We start from the raw sequence: 21,926 nt of genomic DNA, 5'->3' as shown, positions 1-21,926 counted from the left end.
GACAGAGCATGGCCCTACTGCAGATCGCCGAGCCCGGTCAGAGTCCCAAGCCCCATGAGCGTCGCCTGGCGGTTGGGATCGACCTGGGTACCACCAATTCGCTGGTCGCCGCGGTGCGTAGCGGCGTCGCCGAGCCCTTGCCGGATGCGCAGGGACGCCTGATCCTGCCTTCCGCGGTGCGTTATCACGCCGAGCGGGCGGAAGTGGGCGAGAGCGCCCGCGCGGCCGCCGCGGAGGATCCCTTCAATACCATCATTTCGGTCAAGCGCCTGATGGGGCGCGGCCTGGAGGACGTCAAGCAACTGGGCGAGCAATTGCCCTACCGCTTCCGCCAGGGCGAATCGCACATGCCCTTCATCGAGACCGTACAGGGGCTGAAGAGTCCTGTGGAAGTCTCGGCGGACATCCTGCGCGAGCTGCGCCAGCGCGCCGAAACCACGCTCGGTGGCGAGCTGGTGGGGGCGGTGATCACCGTGCCGGCCTACTTCGACGACGCCCAGCGCCAGGCTACCAAGGATGCCGCGCGCCTGGCCGGACTGAACGTCCTGCGCCTGCTCAACGAGCCGACCGCCGCCGCCGTGGCCTACGGCCTGGACAAGGGCGCGGAAGGCCTGGTGGCCATCTACGACCTGGGTGGCGGAACCTTCGACATTTCCATCCTGCGCCTGACCCGCGGTGTCTTCGAAGTCCTGGCCACCGGCGGCGATACGGCCCTGGGCGGCGACGACTTCGACCATGCCATCGCTGGCTGGGTGATCGAGCAGGCTGGCCTTTCTGCCGATCTGGACCCGGGCAGCCAGCGGCAGTTGCTGCAAATCGCCTGCGTGGCCAAGGAGCGTCTTACCGACGAGACTTCGGTCCGGGTCGGCTACGGCGACTGGAGCGGCGAGCTGAGCCGGGCGACGCTCGACGAGTTGATCGAGCCGTTCGTCGCTCGCAGCCTGAAGTCCTGCCGCCGAGCGGTGCGCGACTCCGGTGTCGATCTGGAGGAAATCCGTTCGGTGGTGATGGTCGGTGGCTCGACCCGCGTGCCCCGTGTGCGCACGGCGGTTGGCGAGTTGTTCGGCTGCGAGCCGCTGACCGATATCGATCCGGACCAGGTGGTCGCCATCGGCGCGGCCATCCAGGCCGATGCCCTGGCCGGCAACAAGCGCGGCGAGGAATTGCTGCTGCTGGACGTCATTCCGCTGTCGCTCGGCCTGGAAACCATGGGCGGGCTGATGGAGAAGGTGATTCCGCGCAATACCACCATCCCGGTGGCGCGCGCCCAGGAGTTCACCACCTACAAGGACGGCCAGACGGCCATGATGATCCACGTGCTGCAGGGCGAGCGCGAGCTGGTGAAGGATTGTCGTTCGCTGGCGCGCTTCGAGCTGCGCGGCATTCCGCCGATGGTGGCGGGCGCGGCGAAAATCCGGGTGACCTTCCAGGTCGACGCCGACGGTTTGCTCGGCGTGTCCGCACGCGAACTGAGTTCCGGCGTCGAGGCCAGCATCCAGGTCAAGCCGTCCTATGGGCTGACCGACGGCGAGATCGCGCGGATGCTCAAGGACTCCTTCGACTATGCCGGCGACGACAAGGCTGCCCGCGCCCTGCGCGAACAGCAGGTCGAGGCGCAGCGGCTGCTGGAAGCCGTGCAGTCGGCGCTGGACGTCGACGGCGAGCGACTCCTGGACGAAGAGGAGCGTCTGGCCATCGCGGCGCAGATGGACACCTTGCGTGAACTGGCCGGCGGTAGCGACACCGCGGCCATCGAGAACCAGATCAAGCGCCTGTCCCAGGTGACCGACGCTTTCGCCGCACGGCGGATGGACGCGACCGTCAAGGCCGCGCTCTCCGGCCGCCGGCTCAACGAAATCGAGGAATAAGCGAAGATGCCGCAGATCGTGATTCTGCCCCATGCCGACCACTGCCCCGAGGGGGCGGTATTCGAGGCGAAGCCCGGCGAAACCATCCTGGATGCCGCGTTGCGCAATGGCATCGAGATCGAGCATGCCTGTGAGAAATCCTGCGCCTGCACGACCTGCCACGTGATCGTCCGCGAAGGCCTCGACTCCATGGAACCGTCCGACGAACTCGAAGACGACATGCTGGACAAGGCCTGGGGCCTGGAACCCGATTCGCGGCTATCCTGCCAGGCGGTGGTGGCCGACGAAGACCTGGTGGTCGAGATTCCCAAGTACACCATCAACCAGGTGTCGGAAGGCCACTGAGCCCGGCGGTAGAGAGGAGCGCGCAATGAGCCTGAAATGGACCGATGTGCTGGAAATCGCCATCCAGCTCGACGAAAGCAAGCCGGAGGTCGATCCGCGATACGTCAACTTCGTCGATCTGCGGCGCTGGGTGGTGGAACTTCCGGAGTTCTCCGACGATCCTCAGCGTAGCGGGGAGAAAGTCCTGGAGGCCATCCAGGCCGCCTGGATCGAAGAACGGGACTAGCCATAGGCCCGCCCTACGCATTTGCCGGGAACCCGCGTATAATTCGCGGGTTTTATTTTAGGTAAGGCCTGAAATCGCCCGCGGGCGCATCCCAGGCTAGGCGCGCCGGGCCCGATGCCAGGCGCAGCCACGCTGATTCCGGCCCTTTCGGGCCGTTTTCGTCAGCGTCCTGAACGAATCACGGCGTCCCGCCCCGCTGGCGGGCCCGCCCATGCTAGACAACCTTGTTTCGGAGTTTTACCAATGGCACTGCAACGCACCCTGTCCATCATCAAGCCGGACGCCGTTTCCAAGAACGTGATCGGCGAAATCCTGACCCGCTTCGAGAAAGCCGGCCTGCGCGTCGTCGCCGCTAAAATGGTTCAGCTGTCCGAGCGTGAAGCCGGCGGCTTCTATGCCGAGCACAAAGAGCGTCCGTTCTTCAAGGACCTGGTTTCCTTCATGACTTCCGGTCCGGTTGTAGTCCAGGTCCTGGAAGGCGAGGACGCCATCGCCAAGAACCGCGAGCTGATGGGCGCCACCGATCCGAAGAAAGCCGACGCCGGTACCATCCGCGCCGACTTCGCCGTCTCCATCGACGAGAACGCCGTCCACGGTTCCGATTCCGAAGCTTCCGCCGCTCGCGAGATCGCCTACTTCTTCGCAGCTACCGAAGTCTGCGAGCGCATTCGCTGATCGAGCGTGGGTGAAGGTGAAACCATGACAACGACCACCGCCGGCAAGGTGAATCTGCTGGGCCTGACCCAGCCGCAACTGGAACAGTTCTTCGAGTCCATCGGCGAGAAGCGTTTCCGGGCCGGCCAGGTCATGAAGTGGATTCACCACTTTGGCGTCGACGATTTCGACGCCATGACCAACGTCGGCAAGGCCTTGCGCGAAAAGCTCAAGGCCACAGCCGAGATACGCGGTCCCGAGATCGTCAGCCAGGATATTTCCGCCGACGGCACCCGCAAGTGGGTGGTCCGGGTGGCGTCCGGCAGTTGTGTCGAGACCGTGTACATCCCCCAGGGCGGACGCGGCACCCTGTGCGTGTCCTCCCAGGCGGGCTGCGCCCTGGATTGCAGTTTCTGCTCCACCGGCAAGCAGGGTTTCAACAGCGACCTCACCGCCGCCGAGGTGATCGGCCAGGTGTGGATCGCCAACAAGTCGTTCGGTACCGTTCCGGCCAAGATCGACCGCGCCATCACCAATGTCGTGATGATGGGCATGGGCGAGCCGCTGCTGAACTTCGACAACGTGGTCGCCGCCATGAACATCATGATGGACGACCTCGGCTACGGTATTTCCAAGCGCAAGGTGACCCTGTCCACCTCTGGCGTGGTGCCGATGATCGACAAGCTCGGCGAGGTGATCGACGTGTCCCTGGCCCTGTCGCTGCACGCACCGAATGACGAGTTGCGCAACAAACTGGTGCCGATCAACAAGAAGTATCCGCTGGGCATGCTGCTGGATGCCTGCCGCCGGTATATTTCCCGGCTCGGCGAGAAGCGCGTGCTGACCGTCGAATACACCCTGCTCAAGGATGTCAACGATCAGCCCGAGCATGCTGAGCAGATGATCGCATTGCTGAAAGACACGCCTTGCAAGATCAACCTGATTCCGTTTAATCCATTCCCGCACTCCGGCTACGAGCGCCCGAGCAACAATGCCATCCGGCGTTTCCAAGACATGTTGCACAAGGGCGGCTTCAACGTGACCGTGCGTACCACCCGCGGCGACGACATCGACGCGGCCTGTGGCCAGCTGGTTGGCCAGGTCATGGATCGTACCCGCCGGAGCGAACGTTATATTGCCGTGCGCCAACTGGCCGAGTCCGAGTCGGCGGCGAATCGAAATTGAGTGAGAGGAGGGTTCCGATGACTGTACGCGCCGCGCTGGTGTTCCTGTTGGCAGTTGGGCTGACAGGCTGCGTGACGAGCGGAGATCAGAATCCCCTGAAAACCGACAAGGGCCGTGACGAGGCGCGCGACGCCTATATCCAGCTTGGCCTCGGCTATCTCCAGCGGGGGAACACCGAGCAGGCCAAGGTGCCGCTGCGCAAGGCCCTCGAGATCGACCCTTCCAGCGCCGACGCACATGCCGCGCTGGCGGTGGTATTCCAGACCGAGATGGAGCCCAAGCTGGCCGACGAGGAGTACCGCAAGGCACTCGCCAGCGATAGTCGCAATGCCCGGGTACTGAACAACTACGGCGGTTTCCTCTACGAGCAGAAGCGCTACGAGGAGGCCTACCAGCGTCTCCTGGAGGCCAGCCAGGACACCCTCTATCCCGAGCGCTCGCGGGTCTTCGAGAACCTGGGCCTGGTTTCGCTGCAAATGAAGAAACCGACCCAGGCCAAGGAGTACTTCGAGAAATCCCTGCGCCTGAACCGTAACCAGCCCAGCGTCGCGCTGGAGATGGCCGACCTGCTCTACAAGGAGCGCGAGTACGTGCCGGCTCGCCAGTACTATGATCTCTTTGCCCAGGGCGGCGGGCAGAACGCCCGCAGCCTGTTGCTGGGCATTCGTCTCGCGAAGGTCTTCGAGGACCGCGACACGGCCGCCAGCTATGGCCTGCAGTTGAAACGCCTGTACCCAGGCTCTCCCGAATATCAGGAATTCCAGGCGGAAAAATGATGAAAGCGCCGCAGCCCGAAGTCGTAGCCACCGCTTCCCGTCAGAATCCCGGGGAAACCCTGCGCCAGGCGCGCGAGCAGAAGGGCCTGTCGCTGTCGCAGGTGGCCGGGCAACTGAACCTGACCGAGAATTCGCTGCGTCAGCTGGAAAACGGCGCATTCGACAAGCTGCCGGGACACACCTTCTCGCGCGGTTACATCCGCGCCTACGCCAAGCTCATGGGCCTCGACCAGGCCGAGCTGGTCAACAGCTTCGACCATTTCACCGGCACCAATGCCAGCGGCAGCACCGTACAGAGCCTGGGACGGGTCGCCGAGCCGGTGCGCCTGTCGCGCAACGTGCTGCGTATCGTCAGTCTGTTACTGCTCGCCCTGCTGATCGGCTTCGGCTACTTCTGGTGGCAGGAGCATTCCGCGCGCACGCCGGAAACCGCCGGCCTGAGCCTCGAGCATGTCGAAGTGGAAAGCGCCGACGGCACCACCGAGATCCATACCCTGGACGAACCTGAAGACCAGGCGGTGATCGAAGCGCAGAAGGAAGGCGAGCAAGCGCCCGCCGAGGTTTCTCCGGAAGTCGCCGCCCAGGCCGAGGGAGCCCCGCCGGTGGCGAGCGAGGGCACGCAGGCTCCCGCCGCTCCGACCCAGGGCACCCCCGCCGCGCCCCAGCAGCCCGTTACCGCCGCGCCTGCCGGCACGGCTCCCGCTCCCGGTACTGCTCCAGCCGTTCCGGCGACGGCCAGCCCGGCCGCCCCGCCAGTGCCGAGCGAACCTGCCGCCGCGCCCGTGGTGGCCGGCGAGGGCCAGGGGGTGGTCAAGGTACAGTTCGTCGCCGATTGCTGGACCCAGGTCACCGACGCCAACGGCAAGATCCTGGTCAGCGCGCTGAAGCGCAAGGGCGACAGCCTGGAGCTGGCCGGCAAGGCCCCGCTGGAGCTGCGCCTCGGTTTCGCCCGCGGCGCCCAGGTCAGCTACAACGGCCAGCCGGTGGACGTGACCCCCTTCGTCCGCGGCGAAACGGCCCGTCTGAAGGTAGGACAATGAGCATTCATAGCGCTTCTCCGATCATTCGCCGCAAGTCTCGGAAAATCTGGGTCGGCAACGTCCCGGTGGGCGGCGACGCGCCGATCGCCGTGCAGAGCATGACCAACACCGAGACCTGCGACGTCGCTGCCACCGTCGCGCAGATCCGCCGCCTGGAAGATGCCGGCGCGGACATCGTGCGGGTTTCCGTCCCCGACATGGACGCCGCCGAGGCATTCGGCAAGATCAAGCAGCAGGTCAACGTGCCGCTGGTCGCCGACATCCACTTCGACTATCGCATAGCCCTGCGCGTCGCCGAGCTGGGAGTGGACTGCCTGCGCATCAACCCGGGCAACATCGGTCGCGAGGACCGGGTCAAGGCCGTGGTCGATGCCGCGCGCGAGCGCAACATCCCGATCCGTATCGGCGTCAATGCCGGTTCGCTGGAAAAGGACCTGCAGAAGAAATACGGCGAACCGACCCCGGAAGCCCTGCTCGAATCGGCCATGCGCCACGTCGATCATCTCGACAAGCTGGACTTCCAGAACTTCAAGGTCAGCGTCAAGGCCTCCGACGTCTTCATGGCCGTCGCCGCCTATCGCCTGCTGGCCCGGCAGATCGAGCAGCCCCTGCACCTGGGCATCACCGAGGCCGGCGGCCTGCGCTCCGGCACGGTGAAGTCGGCGGTGGGGCTGGGCATGCTTCTGGCCGAGGGAATCGGCGACACCATCCGGATTTCCCTGGCTGCCGATCCGGTCGAGGAGATCAAGGTCGGTTTCGACATCCTCAAGTCCCTGCACCTGCGCTCCCGTGGCATCAACTTCATCGCCTGCCCGAGCTGTTCGAGGCAGAACTTCGACGTGGTGAAGACCATGAACGAGCTGGAAGGGCGCCTGGAGGACCTGCTGGTGCCGATGGACGTGGCCGTGATCGGTTGCGTCGTCAACGGTCCGGGCGAAGCCAAGGAGGCCCATGTCGGCCTCACCGGCGGCACTCCGAACCTGGTGTATATCGACGGCAAGCCGTCGCAGAAACTGACCAACGACAACCTGGTGGACGAGCTGGAACGGCTGATCCGCCAGAAGGCGGCCGAGAAGGCCGAGGCCGATGCGAGCCTGATCGCCCGCGGCTGACCCGTTTAAGGACCCTACGTGAGCAAGTCCCTGCAAGCCATTCGTGGCATGAACGACATCCTGCCGGAGCAGACTCCGGCCTGGCGCTATCTGGAACGCACCTTCGCCGGCCTGCTGGACAGCTACGGCTACAGCGAGATCCGCCTGCCCATCCTCGAGTTCACCGAACTCTTCGCCCGCGGCATCGGCGAAGGCACCGACGTGGTCGACAAGGAGATGTACACCTTCCTCGACCGCAACGGCGAATCCCTGACCATGCGTCCGGAAGGTACCGCCGGTTGCGTGCGCGCCGTGCTGGAGCACGGCCTGAGCGGCGGTGGCCAGGTGCAGAAGCTCTGGTACACCGGGCCGATGTTCCGTTACGAGAAACCGCAGAAAGGCCGCTACCGGCAGTTCCACCAGATCGGTGTGGAAGTCTTCAACCTGCCCGGCCCGGACATCGACGCCGAATTGATCATCCTCACCTGGCGCCTGTGGCAGAAGCTCGGAATGGCCGACGCGGTGACCCTGCAGCTCAACACCCTCGGCTCCAGCGAGGCCCGCGCACGCTATCGCGAGGCCCTGGTGGCCTATCTGCAGGAGCGCTTCGAGCAACTCGACGAAGACAGCCAGCGGCGCATGACCACCAATCCGCTGCGAATCCTCGACAGCAAGGTGGAGAGCACCCAGGCGTTGCTGGTCGGCGCGCCGACCCTGCACGACTATCTCGACGAAGAATCGATCGCCCACTTCGAGGGGCTCAAGGCCCGCCTGGATGCTGTCGGACTGCGCTACGAAATCAACCAGAAGCTGGTGCGCGGCCTGGACTATTACTGCCGCACGGCTTTCGAGTGGGTCACCGACAAGCTTGGTGCCCAGGGCACCGTTTGCGGCGGTGGCCGCTACGACGGACTGGTCAGCCAGTTCGGCGGCAAGCCGACCCCGGGTGTCGGTTTCGCCATGGGCGTGGAACGCCTGGTGCTGCTGCTGGAAACCTTGGGGGTGATCCCCGCCGAACTGAACCGTCCGGCCGACCTCTATGTCTGCGCCTTCGGCGAACCGGCCGAGCTGGCCGCCCTGACCCTGGCCGAACAGTTGCGCAGCGCCATTCCCGGCATACGCCTGCTGGTCAACGCCGGCGCCGGTAGCTTCAAGAGCCAGTTCAAGAAGGCCGACAAGAGCGGCGCGCGCTTTGCCCTGATCCTCGGGGAGGACGAGGTGGCCAATCGCGTGGTAGGTTTCAAGCCCCTGCGTGACGAGGGCGAGCAACAAAGCATTGCCTGGGATGCTCTGCCCGAGCACCTGGCAGCCTGTCTGGCACAGGCTTGAGAACATAAAGAATAGGAGTGATTGGGGTGACATCGCGTACCGAAGACGAAGACCTGGCGCAGATCAAGGACTGGTGGCAGCGCAACGGCAAGCCCCTGGTCACCGGCGGCATCCTCGCGCTGGCAGTGGTATTCGGCTGGCAGGCCTGGCAGAAGTACCAGACCAACCAGGCGCAGGGCGCCTCGATCGTCTACCAGCAACTGATCGAAACCGCGCTGAATCCGGCCGGCCAGCCGGATCCGGCGAAGGTGGCGGAGCTGGCCGGCAAGCTGAAGAGCGAGTTCGGCGGCACTCATTATGCCCAGTACGGCAGCCTGTTCGTAGCCAAGGTCGCGGTCGACAGCGGCAAGCTGGATGACGCCGTTGCCGAGCTGAAGGCGGTCATGGACAAGCCGGCCGACGCCACCCTCGGCGAACTGGCGCGGCAGCGCCTGGCCCGGGTCCTGGCGGCCCAGGGCAAGGTCGAGGAAGGCCTGAAGCTGCTCGATGGCGATGCCGACAAGGCCTACGTCTCTACCCGCGAGGAGCTCAAGGGCGACCTGCTGGTGCAGCTCAAGCGCACCGACGAGGCGCGCGCGGCCTACGAGAAAGCCAAGCAGTCGCTGCCCGAAGACGGTGCCGGCGATGCCCTGCAGATCAAGCTCGACGACCTGTCCAAGGGAGAGGCCTGAGATGGTGCAATGGAAACACGCGGCGCTGCTCGCCCTGGCCCTGGCGGTCGTGGGTTGCAGCAGCAACAGCAAGAAGGAACTCCCGCCCGCCGAACTGACCGACTTCAAAGAGGAAGTCGTGTTGAGCAAGCAGTGGAGCCGCTCGGTCGGTGATGGCCAGGGCGACCTGTACAACCTGCTCGAACCGGCCGTCGATGGTTCCACCATCTACGCCGCGTCCGCCGAAGGGCGGGTGATGGCGATCCAGCGCGAGACCGGCGACGTGCTCTGGAAGAAGGACCTGGAGCGTCCGGTTTCCGGCGGTGTCGGCGTTGGCTACGGCCTGGTGCTGGTGGGTACCCTGCGCGGTGACGTGATCGCCCTCGACGAAGCCACCGGCAAGAAGAAGTGGACCAAGCGAGTCAACAGCGAAGTGCTGTCGGCGCCGGCCACCAACGGCGACGTGGTGGTGGTGCAGACCCAGGACGACAAGCTGATCGGCCTCGATGCGGCCAGCGGCGACCAGCGCTGGATCTACGAAAGCACCGTACCGGTGCTGACCCTGCGCGGTACCGGCGCGCCGCTGATCGCCGGCAACATGGCCCTGGCTGGCCTGGCCAGCGGCAAGGTGGTGGCGGTCGACGTACAGCGCGGGCTGCCGATCTGGGAGCAGCGGGTAGCGATTCCCCAGGGGCGTTCCGAACTGGATCGCGTGGTGGACATCGACGGCGGCCTCCTGCTGTCCGGCGACACCCTCTACGTGGTCAGCTACCAGGGTCGTGCCGCGGCGCTGGACGTGAACAGCGGCCGCCTGCTCTGGCAGCGCGAAGCGTCGAGCTACGTCGGTGTCGCCGAAGGCTTCGGCAATATCTACGTCAGCCAGGCCAGCGGTTCGGTGGAAGGCCTGGATTCGCGCGGCGCCTCTTCGCTGTGGAACAACGACGCCCTGGCGCGTCGCCAACTGTCGGCTCCGGCGGTGTTCTCCAGCAACGTGGTGGTCGGCGACCTGGAAGGCTACGTGCACCTGCTGAGCCAGGTGGACGGTCGCTTCGTCGGTCGCGAGCGGGTCGACAGCGATGGCGTGCGGGTTCGTCCGCTGGTGGTCGGGAGCTGGATGTACGTGTTCGGCAACGGTGGCAAGCTCGTCGCCTACACCATCCGCTAGACTGGGTTTCAAGTGTCCGGCCGCTGCCGTCCGACGTCAGCGGCCTTTGTGTTTTCTGAATTCTCGTGGAGAGCCGCATGGTTCCCGTTATTGCCCTGGTGGGTCGCCCGAACGTCGGCAAGTCCACTCTGTTCAACCGCCTGACCAAGTCGCGCGACGCCATCGTGGCGGAATACGCAGGCCTGACCCGCGATCGCCAGTACGGCGAGGCGCGCTGGCAGGGCCGCACCTATATCGTCATCGATACCGGAGGCATCTCCGGCGATGAGGAAGGCATCGATGCGAAAATGGCCGAGCAATCGTTGCAGGCCATCGAGGAGGCGGATGCCGTCCTGTTCCTGGTCGATTCGCGCGCCGGCATGACCGCCGCCGACCAGATGATCGCCGAGCACCTGCGCAAGCGGAACAAGCGCAGCTTCCTGATCGCCAACAAGGTCGACACCATCGATCCCGATCTCGCTCGCGCCGAGTTCAGCCCGCTGGGCCTGGGCGATGCGCTGCCGATCGCCGCCGCCCACGGTCGTGGCATCAACCATATGCTGCAGGAAGCCCTGGGGATCTTCCCCAAGGACAACGCGGAGGAAGAAGGCGAGGGCGAGCCGGCGAGCGAAGAGGTCGCCGAAGGCGAGGAACCGACCCGGATTCCCGGTCCCAGCGAGAAGGACGGAATCAAGATCGCTATCATCGGCCGGCCCAACGTAGGCAAGTCGACCCTGGTCAACCGCATGCTCGGCGAAGAGCGGGTGATCGTCTACGACCAGGCCGGCACCACCCGCGACAGCATCTACATCCCGTTCGAGCGCAACGAGGAGAAGTACACCCTGATCGACACCGCTGGCGTGCGGCGCCGCGGCAAGATCTTCGAGGCGGTGGAAAAGTTCTCGGTGGTGAAGACCCTCCAGGCGATCCAGGACGCCAACGTGGTGATCTTCGTCATGGACGCCCGCGAAGGGGTGGTCGAGCACGACCTCAACCTGCTCGGCTTCGTCCTCGAGACCGGCCGTGCCCTGGTCATCGCCCTGAACAAGTGGGATGGCATGGAGGCGGCCGAGCGTGACTACGTGAAGACCGAACTGGAGCGGCGCCTGCTGTTCGTCGACTTCGCCGACATCCATTTCATTTCGGCCCTGCATGGCACCGGCGTCGGCCATCTCTACAAGTCGGTGCAGGAGTCCTTCCGCTCGGCGGTGACCCGCTGGCCGACCAGCCGCCTGACCAGCATCCTCGAGGACGCCGTGCAGGTGCACCAGCCGCCGATGGTCAACGGTCGCCGGATCAAGCTGCGCTACGCCCACCTGGGCGGCGCCAACCCGCCGCTGATCGTGATCCACGGCAACCAGGTGGACGCGGTGCCGAAGGCTTATACCCGCTACCTGGAGAAGACCTACCGGCGGGTATTGAAGTTGGTCGGTACGCCGATCCGCATCGAGTACAAGGGCGGCGAGAACCCCTACGAGGGCAAGAAGAACTCGCTGACCACGCGCCAGGTCAACAAGAAGCGCCGGCTGATGTCGCACCACAAGAAAGCCGAGAAGAAGAAGAAGGACAAGCGCCGCTGAGTGTGGCGTTTCCTTCGTCGAAAGGCCCGGCAGGTATCCCTGTCGGGCCTTTTTCATTGGCCGCGGCTGTGTAGCCCGCGGGACGAACTGGCCGTCGGCGTTACCCGCCGATTCCCTGTCGTGGCGACGAATAATCGCGAGGCGGTTATTCGTCCTGCGCCATGGCCTGACGCATATTCCCCTCTGACCTGAAACGGCCACGGTTTTTTCTAAGGCGTGCCCCTGCAGCGTCGCTCCCGGATCGGCTATCCTGCCCTGCCACCCGTCTGGCCGGGCTGTCGTCCGGCGAGTCCCTGCAGGAAGTCCCGATGATTCAGAGCAAGCTGCCGAATGTCGGCACCACCATCTTCACCCGCATGTCGCAACTGGCCGCCGAGTGTGGCGCGATCAACCTCTCCCAGGGTTTTCCCGATTTCGACGGTCCGCCGGAGTTGCGCGAGGCGGTAGGCCGGCATATCGCCGCCGGACACAACCAGTACGCGCCGATGACCGGCTTGCCGGCCCTGCGCGAGCAGGTGGCGAAGAAGATCGAGCAGTTCTATGGACGCCGGGTGAGCGCCGACAGCGAGGTGACCATCACGCCGGGGGCGACCGAGGCGATCTTCAGCGCGATCCAGGCGCTGGTTCATCCGGGCGACGAAGTGCTGGTGCTCGACCCGTCCTACGACAGCTACGAACCCTCCGTGCAACTCGCCGGCGGGCGTTGCGTGCACGTGCCGCTGGCGCTGCCGGACTTCTCCATCGACTGGCAGCGCATGGCCGAGGCCATCGGGCCGCGTACCCGGCTGGTCATCATCAATACCCCGCACAACCCCAGCGGCGCGCTGATCAGCCGCGAGGAACTGGACCGCCTGGCCGCGCTGATCCGCGACCGGGATATCTACCTGATCAGCGACGAGGTCTACGAGCACCTGGTGTTCGACGGTGTCGCCCATACCAGCGTGCTGTCCCACGACGAGTTGTATCCGCGCTCCTTCGTGGTCAGCTCGTTCGGCAAGACCTACCACGTCACCGGCTGGAAGACCGGCTACGTGGTCGCGCCGCCGGCGCTCAGCGCGGAGCTGCGCAAGGTTCACCAGTACGTCAACTTCTGTGGCGTCACGCCGCTGCAATGGGCATTGGCGGACTACATGGCCGGCCATCCGGAGCACTTGCGGCAATTGCCCGGCTTCTACCAGGCCAAGCGCGACCTGTTCTGCGACCTGCTGCTGGACTCTCGCTTCCGTTTCACCCGTGCGCCGGGCACCTACTTCCAGTGCGTGGACTATTCGGCCATCCGGCCGGACCTGGACGACGTGGCCATGGCCGAGTGGCTGACCCGCGAACACGGAGTGGCGGCGATCCCGGTTTCGGTGTTTTATGAAAAGGCGCCGGACGCCATGCGGCTGGTCCGGTTCTGTTACGCCAAACGCGAGGAGACGCTGCGTCAGGCAGCGGAAAAGCTATGCGCGATCTGACGGTTCTGCCGGACCTGGACATCGCCCTGGTCCAATCCTCCCTGGCCTGGCATGACGCCCAGGCCAACCGCGAGCATTTCGCCGCCCTGCTGGAGAGCGCCGCCGGTGCCGACCTGGTGGTCCTCCCGGAGATGTTCACCACGGGTTTCAGCATGGCTTCGGCCGAGCAGTCCGAGCCCGAACTGGGGCCGACCCATGCCTGGCTGCTGGAGCAGGCCCGGCGCCTTGGTGCGGTGGTCACCGGCAGCCTGATCGTCCGGCTCGCCGACGGCAGCCATCGCAACCGCCTGCTCTGGGCGCGCCCCGACGGCGAGATGCTGCACTACGACAAGCGCCATCTGTTCCGCATGGCCGGCGAACATGAGCACTACAGTCCCGGCGAACGCCAGGAACTGTTCGAACTCAAGGGCTGGCGGGTGCGCCCGCTGATCTGCTACGACCTGCGTTTCCCGGTGTGGAGCCGCGACCCGCACGACACCGACCTGTTGCTCTACACCGCCAACTGGCCCGCGCCTCGTCGACAGCACTGGAACCGTCTGCTGCCGGCGCGGGCGATCGAGAACCTTTGCTACGTGGTGGCGGTGAACCGTATCGGCGAAGACGGCAACGCCTTGCGCTACGCTGGAGATAGCCAGGCCCTGGATTTCCAGGGCGACAGCCTGTTCAACGCGGCGGACGCCGACGGTGTGTTCCGCGTCCGGCTGGACGCGGCGGCGCTGGCGGCCTATCGCCAGCGCTTCCCGGCCTACATGGACGCGGACCGCTTCGAAATCCATCCTTGAGTTCCGGAACGTCCGCTTCCGGTCGATGTCCGAGGCCATGGCCCGGTGCTGCGCATGATGGCGCGGTGCCGGGAATGGAGTTACCCGTATCCCGCGGCGCCGCGCCGCGGGCATCAGATCAGGAGGAAGACCAATGGGACTGCTCGATTCGATTCTCGGTTCGGCGCTGGGTGGCTCTGAAGGACAGGGAGGTGCTCGCGATCCGAAAGTGGCACTGTTGATCGGGCTGGTGACCATGCTGATGTCGCGCCAGGGCGGTGCGGCACAGGGCGGGGGCGATGGCGGTGGTCTGCTCGGTTCGCTGGGCAGCATCCTTGGCGGCGTCGGCGGCGGGGCCGCGAGCGGTGGGCTGGGTGGCGTCCTCGGCGATCTGCTCGGTGGCGCCGTGGGTGGTGCCGGGCAGGCGGCGCCGGGCGTGGAGGCCGGCTCCCTGGGCGGACTGGGCGGGTTGTTCCAGATGCTCCAGAACGCGGGCCTGGGCGATGCCCTGAATTCCTGGATCGGCGGTGGGCCGAACCAGTCGGTGTCGGCGGCGGACATTTCCCGGGTCTTCGGCGACGGTCAATTGCAGCAACTGGCGGACTCCGCCGGAGTCAGCCAGGGCGAGGCGGCCGAACACCTGAGCAGCCTGCTGCCGGAGCTGGTCAACAAGCTGACGCCGGACGGCCAGGCGCCGCAAGGCGACCTGGACATCGGTTCGGTGCTGGCGCGCTTCAGCTAAGGCTCTCCCGTCGATGCGGGGCGGATAGCCGCGATACGGTTATCCGCTCCACTCAACGGGGCGAGGCCGCCCTCGACGGTTGGTCGGTCAATAGGCGCTGGCGCTGTCCAGGCGGTGGATCGCCTGTTCGTCGAGCTTCAGGTGGGTGGCAGCTATCAGGTCGTCGAGCTGTTCCAGGCTGGTGGCGCTGGCGATCGGCGCGGTCACCGTCGGGCGAGCGATGAGCCAGGCCAGGGCGACCTGGGTCGGGTTGGCGTTGTACTGCTCGGCCACTTCGTCGAGCGCCGCGAGGATGGCCACGCCGCGCTCGTTGAGATAACCCTTAACCTTCTCTCCCCGGGCTCGCCCGGCGGTGTCGGCCTGGCTGCGGTACTTGCCGCTGAGGAAGCCGCTGGCCAGCGAGTAGTAGCTGATCACCCCGATACCGAGTTCTTCCACCGTCGGCTCCAGGTTGGTCTCGTAGTCGGCGCGATCGTACAGGTTGTATTCGGGTTGCAGGCTCTGGTAGCTCGGCAGGTTAAGCCGGGCGCTGACCTGGCGCGCTTCGAGGAGGCGCCGGGCGTCGTAATTGGAAGCGCCGATAACCCGCACCTTGCCTTTCTTGATCAGTTCGCCATAGGTGGAAAGGGTTTCCTCCAGGTCGGTGTGGGGATCGTCGGTGTGCGACTGGTAGAGGTCCAGGTAGTCGGTCTGCAGGCGTCGTAGCGAGCGCTCCAGGGCCTGCTCGATATAGGCGGCGGAGAGGCCTTTGTGGCCATTGTCCATGTCCATCCCGACCTTGCTGGCGATCACCACGCGGTCGCGTTTGCCGGTGCGTTTCAGCCACTTGCCGATGAGGGTTTCCGACTCGCCGCCCTGGTGGCCGGGAACCCAGCGCGAATATACGTCGGCGGTGTCGATGCAGTTCAGGCCGGCGTCGAGCAGGGCGTCCAGCAGCCTGAAGGAGGTGCTTTCGTCGGCAGTCCAGCCGAAGACGTTGCCGCCGAATACCAGTGCCGGTATCTCCAGGCCGGAGTTGCCGAGTTTGCGTGTGGTCATGCGTCATCCCTCCTGAGTGCGGTCCTGTATGGTCGCTTTCGTTCGCACGTCTTGCTGTGACTCCCGGCGGGCGCGGAATGTTCAGCCGGCGCGCAGCGTCCTATAGACTCTGCCGGTTGCCGGGATTTTCCAATGCCGGCCCTGGTAAAGCTTCAGTAAATATCCGCAGGGAGCACACGCATGAACAGCGACACCGAGAATCCGTTCCGCCCGCCGGAGGCCCGCCTGGACGAGCCTGACGCCACCCATGGCGAGCCGCTGTACAGGCTTTCCGCGATCGGTCTGGGTACCTTCATCGGCACGCCCCTGGCCGGCGCCTTCCTCGCGGCGGTGAATCTCCGTCGCCTGGGACGGGCTCAGGAGGTCGGGAAGACCTGGTTGGTCGGCCTCGGCCTGTTCGTCCTGCTGCCGGTCCTGGGCGCGGTGCTGCCGGAGAACATCCCCTCGATCGGCTTCACGGTGGCGCAGATATTCGGCATGGTCTACTACGCCAAATCGGCTTTCGGTCCGGCCCTGGACAGCCACAAGGCAGCGGGCGGAGCGTTCATTTCCAACTGGCGGGCGGCGGGGATCGGCCTGCTGTTCATGCTGGTGGTCCTGTCGGTAGCGATCCCGGTAGTGATGCTGGTGGTGTGAGGGGCAGCCCGCGCTTTGCCTTATCATGGGTTCTTTATCCACGATGACTGGCCATGACTACACAACGCTACCTGCTCGATGAACTGGAAACCGCCGACATGCTCGAGATCGACGGTCTGCACGCCTGGCGCTTCGAACTCAACGAGAACCTGCTGGACCAGGCGGACCTGGCGGCGGAAGCCGACCAGCCGTTCGCCAGCGAAGACTGGGTGCTGGCGGTGGAAAGCCTGGATGGACGCACCCGTCGCGAGTGGCGTTTTTCCTACAACGCGGTGATGGAAGCCGAGCCCCAGGCCGATGGCGAGTCCTGGCGCGTGACCACAGGGGAGGGGGCGTACCAGCTCCGTTGCCTGGGAGCGGTCAGCGCCAGCGGCGACGATGAATGAAACGACTCACCTGAAAGATGCCCATGAAAAAGGGAGCCGCCTGGCTCCCTTTTTCCTTTCCGTGCCGGTCAGGCCGCCCTGGCCTCGGCCTGGGTCACCGCGCGGTTCAGCGCGCTGAACAGGGCGCGGAAGCTGGCGGTGGTGATGTTTTCGTCGATGCCGATGCCGTGCAGCGGGCGCTGACCCTCCAGGCGGATCTCGATGTAGGCCGCGGCCTTGGCATTGGCGCCGGCGCCGATGGCGTGCTCATGGTAGTCCATGATTTCCGCCTTGACCGGCAGGGCGGCCACCAGGGCCTCCAGCGGACCCTTGCCGATCCCGCGCCAGTGCTGCTTCTCGCCGGCGAAGGAGACTTCCAGGTCGACGGCGCTGGTGCCGTTCTCTTCCTGCAGGCGATGGCTGGCGAGGACGTAGGGTGAGGTCGCCTTGAGGTATTCGTTTTCCAGCAGCGAGTAGATCTGTTGTGCGGTCATTTCCAGGCCGAGGCGGTCGGTCTCGCCTTGCACTACCTGGCTGAACTCGATCTGCATGCGCCGCGGCAGGCTGATGCCGTACTCCTGTTCGAGCAGGAAGGTGATGCCGCCCTTGCCGGACTGGCTGTTGACCCGGATCACCGCTTCGTAGTCGCGGCCGATGTCGGCCGGATCGATCGGCAGGTACGGTACTTCCCAGATCGCGTCTTCCTTCTGCTGGGCGAAGCCCTTGCGAATGGCATCCTGGTGCGAGCCGGAGAAGGCGGTATGGACCAGGTCGCCGACGTATGGATGGCGCGGGTGGACCGGCAACTGGTTGCACTCTTCGACCACCTTGCGCACCGCATCGATGTCGGAGAAGTCCAGTTGCGGATGCAGGCCCTGGGTGTACATGTTCAAGGCCAGGGTCACCAGGTCGACGTTGCCGGTGCGCTCGCCGTTGCCGAACAGGCAACCTTCGACGCGGTCGGCTCCGGCCATCAGGCCCAGCTCGGTGGCGGCCACGCCGGTGCCACGGTCGTTGTGGGTGTGCAGGCTGATGATCACGCTGTCACGCTTGTCGACGTGGCGGCCGAACCATTCGATCTGGTCGGCGTAGACGTTCGGCGTAGCGCACTCCACGGTGGCCGGCAGGTTGAGGATGATCTTGTTGTCCGGGGTCGGTTGCCAGACGTCGATCACCGCGTTGCAGACCTCCACCGAGAACTCCAGCTCGGTAGAGCTGAAGATTTCCGGCGAGTACTGGAACGACCACTGGGTGGCCGGTTGCTCGGCGGCCAGCTTCTTGATCAGCTTGGCGGCGTTGGTGGCGATGTCCACGACGCCCTGCTTGTCCTGGTTGAAGACGATGCGGCGGAACGACGGCGCGGTGGCGTTGTAGACATGGACGATGGCCTTCTTCGCCCCGCGCAGGGATTCGAAGGTGCGGGTGATCAGGTCTTCGCGGGCCTGGGTCAGCACCTGGATGGTGACGTCGTCGGGGATGTGGTTGCCTTCGATCAGCTCGCGGACGAAGTTGAAGTCGGTATCGGAGGCCGACGGGAACGCCACTTCGATCTGCTTCAGGCCGACCTGCACCAGGGTCTTGAAGAAGCGCATCTTCTTCGCCGCGTCCATCGGCTCGATCAGCGACTGGTTGCCGTCGCGCAGGTCGGAGCTGCACCAGATCGGCACTTCGGTGATGGTCTTCGACGGCCAGGTGCGGTCGGGCAGATTGATGGCCGGGAACGGACGGTATTTCTGCGAAGGGTCTTTCAACATGCTCATGGGGCTAATCCTTTGGAATCGATACCCAGGCCGATGCGGCCAGGCGAACGCAATGACGAGATGAGAGGAAGCGTCGCTCAGCCACGCAGTCGCGGGCTGACCAGGCACAGGCAGGCGTGTTGGCGGAGCAGGATGAGGGTGTGCGGTGTTTTCATGCGTACCACACTAGTGAGACTGCATTTGAATGGCAAGCATTAAAGGAAAATTAGTAGAATTTCCTATTTGTAGTGCTTTTGTAGCTTTTTATTCTTCGCTGTGGGTGAAAGCTTCGTCCCGATTGCGCCGCCAGCCTGTGTTCCGCAAGTGGAAATTCTGCGGCCCCATGCCGCAGCAGGCCCGGCCGACCTTGTGCGATCATTTTGCTCCCTGCGCCTGGCGCGTATAACGGCAGGCGCATACTTCTCTTTTCGGACACGACCTAGCGCGAGCGGCCGCTCGGCCGGATACGCTGCGGGCCTCATTCAAGACGGCGGGAGTCGCAGGTGGCGACCACTCTGAAACGACAAGGCATCGGTGCATGGCTGGCTCTGTTCGCCATGCTGATGATCTTCGTCGGGCCGCTGATCTCCCAGTCGATGCCGATGGACCACCCGATGCCGATGGGCGTGGGAGTGGGCCACGAAGGCATGTCGCACGAGAACATGGACCATGGCGACATGGCCCATGCCGGCTGTTCCGATGCCCAGCGCTCCGTCGTCCATGCCGGCATGCCGGGGATGGGCGGCGAGGAAGGCAATCGCCTGGCCAGCGACGTGCTCTGGGAGAAGTGCGGTTATTGCAGCCTGTTGTTCCACAGCCCGCCGCTCACCGAAGACGCCTGCCTGGCGCTGTTCTCCGTTCCCTTCGCGACGGCGCCCGCCGTCGCTTTCCTGAACGAGGCGTTCGTCGCCTCGCCGGTATTTCCCGGCGCCCGTACCCGTGCGCCGCCGTTCCTGATCGCCTGACCTCTTTCAATCCGATAGCCGCCGCTTCCTGGGGGCACCGGTGCGTCTTCGCCGCGCCGGTGACGCGAGCCTGGCCGCGTGCCTGCTCGCCGTGGGGCGGGGCGGAAGTCACACCGATCATGGAAAAACGTATGTCTACTCAACAACGTGCGGCCGGCAACGCCTGCCCGACCGCCGCTTTCAGCTTCGACCCTGCCCGTCTCGCACAACGCCGCCGCTGGGCGGGGGCCTTCGCCGCGCTGTGCGGCCTGGCCCTGTCTCCGTCGGCGCTCCTGGCCGAGGAGCACTCCCAGCACCAGGATCACGCCGTGGAGCTGGCGCCGAGCGTGGTCACCGGAGTCGCCCAGAGTTCGCCGCTGACCATCGTCACCAATCCCAAGGAGCCGCGCCAACCGGTGCCGGCCAGCGATGGGGCCGACTACCTGAAGACCATTCCCGGCTTCGCGGTGATCCGCAACGGCGGCAGCAACGGCGACCCGGTGCTGCGCGGAATGTTCGGTTCGCGCCTGAACATCCTCACCAACGGCGGCATGATGCTCGGTGCCTGTCCGAACCGGATGGACGCGCCGACCTCCTACATCTCGCCGGAAACCTACGACAAGCTCACCGTGATCAAGGGCCCGCAGACGGTGCTCTGGGGGCCGGGCGCGTCGGCCGGGACGATCCTCTTCGAGCGTGAGCCGGAGCGCTTCGGCGAACTCGGCTCGCGGGTCAACGCCAGCCTGCTGGCCGGCTCCAACGGCCGCTTCGACAAGGTGCTGGACGCCGCCGCCGGCAACCGGCTCGGCTACCTGCGCTTCACCGGCAACCACGCGCAGTCCGACGATTACGAGGACGGTGCCGGGAATACCGTGCCGTCGCGCTGGAAGAAGTGGAACGGCGACGTCGCGGTCGGCTGGACCCCCGACGAGGACACCCTGATCGAACTCACCGCCGGCAAGGGCGACGGCGAGGCACGCTACGCCGGGCGCGGCATGGACGGCTCGCAGTTCAAGCGCGAGAGCCTGGGCCTGCGCTTCGTCAAATCGAACGTCAGCGATGTGCTGGAGAAGGTCGAGGCGCAGGTCTACTACAACTACGCCGACCACATCATGGACAACTTCCGCCTGCGCACTCCCGACCCGTCCAGCATGATGCCGATGCCGATGGCGTCCCAGGTGGACCGACGCACCCTTGGCGGTCGCCTGGCGGCCACCTGGCGCTGGGACGACTTCAAGCTGGTCACCGGGGTCGACGCCATGCGCAACGAGCACCGCGCTCGCGGCTCCAGGTACGACATGATGACCGACTACTACACCGACGCCGACCAGTTCCCCTGGAGCAAGGACGCGGTGTTCCACAACTACGGGGCCTTCGGCGAACTGACCTGGTTCGCCGCCGAGCGCGACCGGCTGATCGGCGGGCTGCGCCTGGATCGCGCCTCGGTCAAGGACTACCGGCAGACCCTGAAGTCCGGGCACATGGGCCATGCCATGGCCAACCCGACGGCCAACGACACCCGCGCCGATACCCTGCCCAGTGGCTTCGTGCGCTACGAGCACGACCTCGCCGACTCGCCGACCACCCTCTACGCCGGCCTCGGCCATGCCGAGCGCTTTCCCGACTACTGGGAGCTGTTCTCGCCCAAGCGCGGGCCGAACGGGTCGGTCAACGCCTTCGACAAGTTCAAGCCGGAAAAGACCACCCAGCTCGACTTCGGCCTCCAGTACAACGGCGACAAGCTGCAGGCCTGGGCCTCCGGCTACGTCGGGGTGGTCCAGGACTTCATCCTGTTCAGCTATCGCGAGGGCATGATGGGCTCCTCGACCCAGGCGACCAACGTCGACGCGCGGATCATGGGCGGCGAGCTGGGCGCTTCCTACCAGCTCACCGGCAACTGGAAGACCGACGCCAGCCTGGCCTATGCCTGGGGCAAGAACAGCTCGGACAACCGCGCACTACCGCAGATCCCGCCGCTGGAAGCGCGCTTCGGCCTGACCTACGAGGAAGGCGACTGGAGCGCCGGCAGCCTGTGGCGGGTGGTCGCGCCGCAGAATCGCATCGCCAGGGACCAGGGCAACGTGGTCGGCAAGGACTTCGACAAGAGCGCCGGCTTCGGCGTCTTCTCGCTCAACGGCGCCTACCGGGTGACGCGCAACGTCAAGCTGAGCGCCGGTGTCGATAACCTGTTCGACAAGGATTACACCGAGCACCTGAACAAGGCCGGCGACGCCGGCTTCGGTTTCTCCGCCAACGAAACGGTTCCCGAGCCGGGCCGGACCTTCTGGACCAAGGTCGACTTCAGCTTCTGAACTTTCAACGAGGCCCCGTCCAGCGGGGCCCGCCTTGCCTGTGT

Annotated in this window: 21 protein-coding genes; 19 read left to right on the top strand and 2 right to left on the bottom strand. The window is 65.4% G+C overall.

What is annotated here, in order from left to right; all coding sequences use genetic code 11:
* Positions 1-8 precede the first annotated feature (8 nt).
* The 15 genes from hscA to HMPREF2886_RS26950 all read left to right on the top strand — a co-directional run bounded on the left by hscA (position 9) and on the right by HMPREF2886_RS26950 (position 14,848).
* The gene (hscA, locus tag HMPREF2886_RS27020) at positions 9-1,868 is read left to right on the top strand and encodes a Fe-S protein assembly chaperone HscA (RefSeq protein WP_043547787.1); all 1,860 of its coding nucleotides are present in this window, start codon (positions 9-11) and stop codon (positions 1,866-1,868) included.
* A gap of 6 nt (positions 1,869-1,874) precedes the next feature.
* Positions 1,875-2,213, top strand: a complete 339-nt coding sequence (fdx, locus tag HMPREF2886_RS27015) for an ISC system 2Fe-2S type ferredoxin (RefSeq protein WP_003092818.1) — start codon at positions 1,875-1,877, stop codon at positions 2,211-2,213.
* 25 nt (positions 2,214-2,238) lie between these two features.
* A complete protein-coding gene (iscX, locus tag HMPREF2886_RS27010) occupies positions 2,239-2,439 on the top strand; it encodes a Fe-S cluster assembly protein IscX (protein ID WP_003092814.1) in 201 nt (66 codons plus the stop codon).
* Positions 2,440-2,682: 243 nt separating this feature from the next.
* Complete coding sequence (ndk, locus tag HMPREF2886_RS27005; protein WP_003092811.1) at positions 2,683-3,114, top strand: nucleoside-diphosphate kinase; 432 nt, start codon at positions 2,683-2,685, stop codon at positions 3,112-3,114.
* A gap of 24 nt (positions 3,115-3,138) precedes the next feature.
* Positions 3,139-4,278, top strand: coding sequence for a dual-specificity RNA methyltransferase RlmN (gene rlmN, locus HMPREF2886_RS27000; RefSeq protein ID WP_033974257.1), 1,140 nt, complete (start codon positions 3,139-3,141; stop codon positions 4,276-4,278).
* Positions 4,279-4,295: 17 nt separating this feature from the next.
* On the top strand, positions 4,296-5,054 hold the full coding sequence (pilF, locus tag HMPREF2886_RS26995; protein WP_033975787.1) for a type 4a pilus biogenesis protein PilF: 759 nt from the start codon (positions 4,296-4,298) through the stop codon (positions 5,052-5,054).
* A complete protein-coding gene (locus HMPREF2886_RS26990) occupies positions 5,051-6,094 on the top strand; it encodes a RodZ domain-containing protein (RefSeq protein ID WP_070748718.1) in 1,044 nt (347 codons plus the stop codon). Before pilF ends, HMPREF2886_RS26990 begins: the two co-directional genes overlap by 4 nt.
* Positions 6,091-7,206 carry a flavodoxin-dependent (E)-4-hydroxy-3-methylbut-2-enyl-diphosphate synthase gene (gene ispG / locus HMPREF2886_RS26985; RefSeq protein WP_003092800.1) on the top strand — a complete coding sequence of 372 codons (1,116 nt, stop codon included), beginning with the start codon at positions 6,091-6,093 and terminating at the stop codon, positions 7,204-7,206. The genes HMPREF2886_RS26990 and ispG overlap by 4 nt, the downstream gene beginning before the upstream one ends.
* Before the next feature lie 18 nt (positions 7,207-7,224).
* A complete protein-coding gene (hisS, locus tag HMPREF2886_RS26980; RefSeq protein ID WP_033974301.1) occupies positions 7,225-8,514 on the top strand; it encodes a histidine--tRNA ligase in 1,290 nt (429 codons plus the stop codon).
* Between the two features lie 26 nt (positions 8,515-8,540).
* Positions 8,541-9,185 carry a YfgM family protein gene (locus HMPREF2886_RS26975; RefSeq protein ID WP_003137855.1) on the top strand — a complete coding sequence of 215 codons (645 nt, stop codon included), beginning with the start codon at positions 8,541-8,543 and terminating at the stop codon, positions 9,183-9,185.
* Position 9,186: 1 nt separating this feature from the next.
* Positions 9,187-10,329 (top strand): outer membrane protein assembly factor BamB, encoded by a 1,143-nt coding sequence (gene bamB / locus HMPREF2886_RS26970; protein WP_003092789.1) that lies wholly within the window; start codon positions 9,187-9,189, stop codon positions 10,327-10,329.
* 77 nt (positions 10,330-10,406) lie between these two features.
* On the top strand, positions 10,407-11,888 hold the full coding sequence (der, locus tag HMPREF2886_RS26965) for a ribosome biogenesis GTPase Der (RefSeq protein ID WP_033975783.1): 1,482 nt from the start codon (positions 10,407-10,409) through the stop codon (positions 11,886-11,888).
* Positions 11,889-12,196: 308 nt separating this feature from the next.
* Complete coding sequence (locus tag HMPREF2886_RS26960; protein WP_033974517.1) at positions 12,197-13,345, top strand: pyridoxal phosphate-dependent aminotransferase; 1,149 nt, start codon at positions 12,197-12,199, stop codon at positions 13,343-13,345.
* Positions 13,333-14,127 (top strand): amidohydrolase, encoded by a 795-nt coding sequence (locus tag HMPREF2886_RS26955; protein WP_033975782.1) that lies wholly within the window; start codon positions 13,333-13,335, stop codon positions 14,125-14,127. Before HMPREF2886_RS26960 ends, HMPREF2886_RS26955 begins: the two co-directional genes overlap by 13 nt.
* Positions 14,128-14,260: 133 nt before the next feature.
* Entirely contained in the window at positions 14,261-14,848 is a 588-nt protein-coding gene (locus tag HMPREF2886_RS26950) for a YidB family protein (protein ID WP_033975780.1), read from the top strand.
* Positions 14,849-14,935: 87 nt separating this feature from the next.
* Here the strand turns inward: HMPREF2886_RS26950 and HMPREF2886_RS26945 are convergent, their stop codons facing one another.
* Positions 14,936-15,886: an aldo/keto reductase gene (locus tag HMPREF2886_RS26945; RefSeq protein ID WP_070748716.1), complete on the bottom strand. Its 951-nt coding sequence runs from the start codon at positions 15,884-15,886 to the stop codon at positions 14,936-14,938.
* Positions 15,887-16,066: 180 nt separating this feature from the next.
* Between HMPREF2886_RS26945 and HMPREF2886_RS26940 the strand changes: the two genes are divergently transcribed.
* Together HMPREF2886_RS26940 and HMPREF2886_RS26935 are read left to right on the top strand one after the other, a co-directional pair.
* Entirely contained in the window at positions 16,067-16,522 is a 456-nt protein-coding gene (locus HMPREF2886_RS26940; protein ID WP_057388914.1) for a hypothetical protein, read from the top strand.
* 53 nt (positions 16,523-16,575) lie between these two features.
* A complete protein-coding gene (locus tag HMPREF2886_RS26935; protein WP_023105990.1) occupies positions 16,576-16,908 on the top strand; it encodes a DUF5629 family protein in 333 nt (110 codons plus the stop codon).
* A 68-nt stretch (positions 16,909-16,976) separates the two neighbouring features.
* Here the strand turns inward: HMPREF2886_RS26935 and leuA are convergent, their stop codons facing one another.
* On the bottom strand, positions 16,977-18,647 hold the full coding sequence (gene leuA / locus HMPREF2886_RS26930; protein ID WP_033974425.1) for a 2-isopropylmalate synthase: 1,671 nt from the start codon (positions 18,645-18,647) through the stop codon (positions 16,977-16,979).
* A gap of 482 nt (positions 18,648-19,129) precedes the next feature.
* Here leuA and HMPREF2886_RS26925 point away from each other — a divergent pair, with 482 nt between their 5' ends.
* Complete coding sequence (locus tag HMPREF2886_RS26925) at positions 19,130-19,591, top strand: DUF2946 domain-containing protein (protein WP_057388911.1); 462 nt, start codon at positions 19,130-19,132, stop codon at positions 19,589-19,591.
* Positions 19,592-19,710: 119 nt separating this feature from the next.
* Positions 19,711-21,882 carry a TonB-dependent copper receptor gene (locus HMPREF2886_RS26920; protein ID WP_083318621.1) on the top strand — a complete coding sequence of 724 codons (2,172 nt, stop codon included), beginning with the start codon at positions 19,711-19,713 and terminating at the stop codon, positions 21,880-21,882.
* Positions 21,883-21,926: the final 44 nt, after the last annotated feature.

Source organism: Pseudomonas sp. HMSC066A08 (assembly GCF_001813025.1).
In the GTDB taxonomy this organism is placed as follows: domain Bacteria; phylum Pseudomonadota; class Gammaproteobacteria; order Pseudomonadales; family Pseudomonadaceae; genus Pseudomonas; species Pseudomonas aeruginosa.
Note: the sequence above shows the minus strand (reverse complement) of the source record. Positions and strands in the feature narration are given on the sequence as shown.

What these genes read in the sequence shown, in the direction of transcription:
- HMPREF2886_RS26960 (WP_033974517.1), top strand. Translation starts at nt 12,197, where the DNA reads ATGATTCAGAGCAAGCTGCCGAATGTCGGCACCACCATCTTCACCCGC.
- HMPREF2886_RS26955 (WP_033975782.1), top strand. Translation starts at nt 13,333, where the DNA reads ATGCGCGATCTGACGGTTCTGCCGGACCTGGACATCGCCCTGGTCCAA.
- iscX (WP_003092814.1), top strand. Translation starts at nt 2,239, where the DNA reads ATGAGCCTGAAATGGACCGATGTGCTGGAAATCGCCATCCAGCTCGAC.
- rlmN (WP_033974257.1), top strand. Translation starts at nt 3,139, where the DNA reads ATGACAACGACCACCGCCGGCAAGGTGAATCTGCTGGGCCTGACCCAG.
- HMPREF2886_RS26950 (WP_033975780.1), top strand. Translation starts at nt 14,261, where the DNA reads ATGGGACTGCTCGATTCGATTCTCGGTTCGGCGCTGGGTGGCTCTGAA.
- HMPREF2886_RS26920 (WP_083318621.1), top strand. Translation starts at nt 19,711, where the DNA reads ATGGAAAAACGTATGTCTACTCAACAACGTGCGGCCGGCAACGCCTGC.
- HMPREF2886_RS26940 (WP_057388914.1), top strand. Translation starts at nt 16,067, where the DNA reads ATGAACAGCGACACCGAGAATCCGTTCCGCCCGCCGGAGGCCCGCCTG.
- pilF (WP_033975787.1), top strand. Translation starts at nt 4,296, where the DNA reads ATGACTGTACGCGCCGCGCTGGTGTTCCTGTTGGCAGTTGGGCTGACA.
- bamB (WP_003092789.1), top strand. Translation starts at nt 9,187, where the DNA reads ATGGTGCAATGGAAACACGCGGCGCTGCTCGCCCTGGCCCTGGCGGTC.
- ndk (WP_003092811.1), top strand. Translation starts at nt 2,683, where the DNA reads ATGGCACTGCAACGCACCCTGTCCATCATCAAGCCGGACGCCGTTTCC.
- hscA (WP_043547787.1), top strand. Translation starts at nt 9, where the DNA reads ATGGCCCTACTGCAGATCGCCGAGCCCGGTCAGAGTCCCAAGCCCCAT.
- ispG (WP_003092800.1), top strand. Translation starts at nt 6,091, where the DNA reads ATGAGCATTCATAGCGCTTCTCCGATCATTCGCCGCAAGTCTCGGAAA.
- HMPREF2886_RS26990 (WP_070748718.1), top strand. Translation starts at nt 5,051, where the DNA reads ATGATGAAAGCGCCGCAGCCCGAAGTCGTAGCCACCGCTTCCCGTCAG.
- HMPREF2886_RS26945 (WP_070748716.1), bottom strand. Translation starts at nt 15,886, where the DNA reads ATGACCACACGCAAACTCGGCAACTCCGGCCTGGAGATACCGGCACTG.
- fdx (WP_003092818.1), top strand. Translation starts at nt 1,875, where the DNA reads ATGCCGCAGATCGTGATTCTGCCCCATGCCGACCACTGCCCCGAGGGG.
- HMPREF2886_RS26935 (WP_023105990.1), top strand. Translation starts at nt 16,576, where the DNA reads ATGACTACACAACGCTACCTGCTCGATGAACTGGAAACCGCCGACATG.
- der (WP_033975783.1), top strand. Translation starts at nt 10,407, where the DNA reads ATGGTTCCCGTTATTGCCCTGGTGGGTCGCCCGAACGTCGGCAAGTCC.
- leuA (WP_033974425.1), bottom strand. Translation starts at nt 18,647, where the DNA reads ATGAGCATGTTGAAAGACCCTTCGCAGAAATACCGTCCGTTCCCGGCC.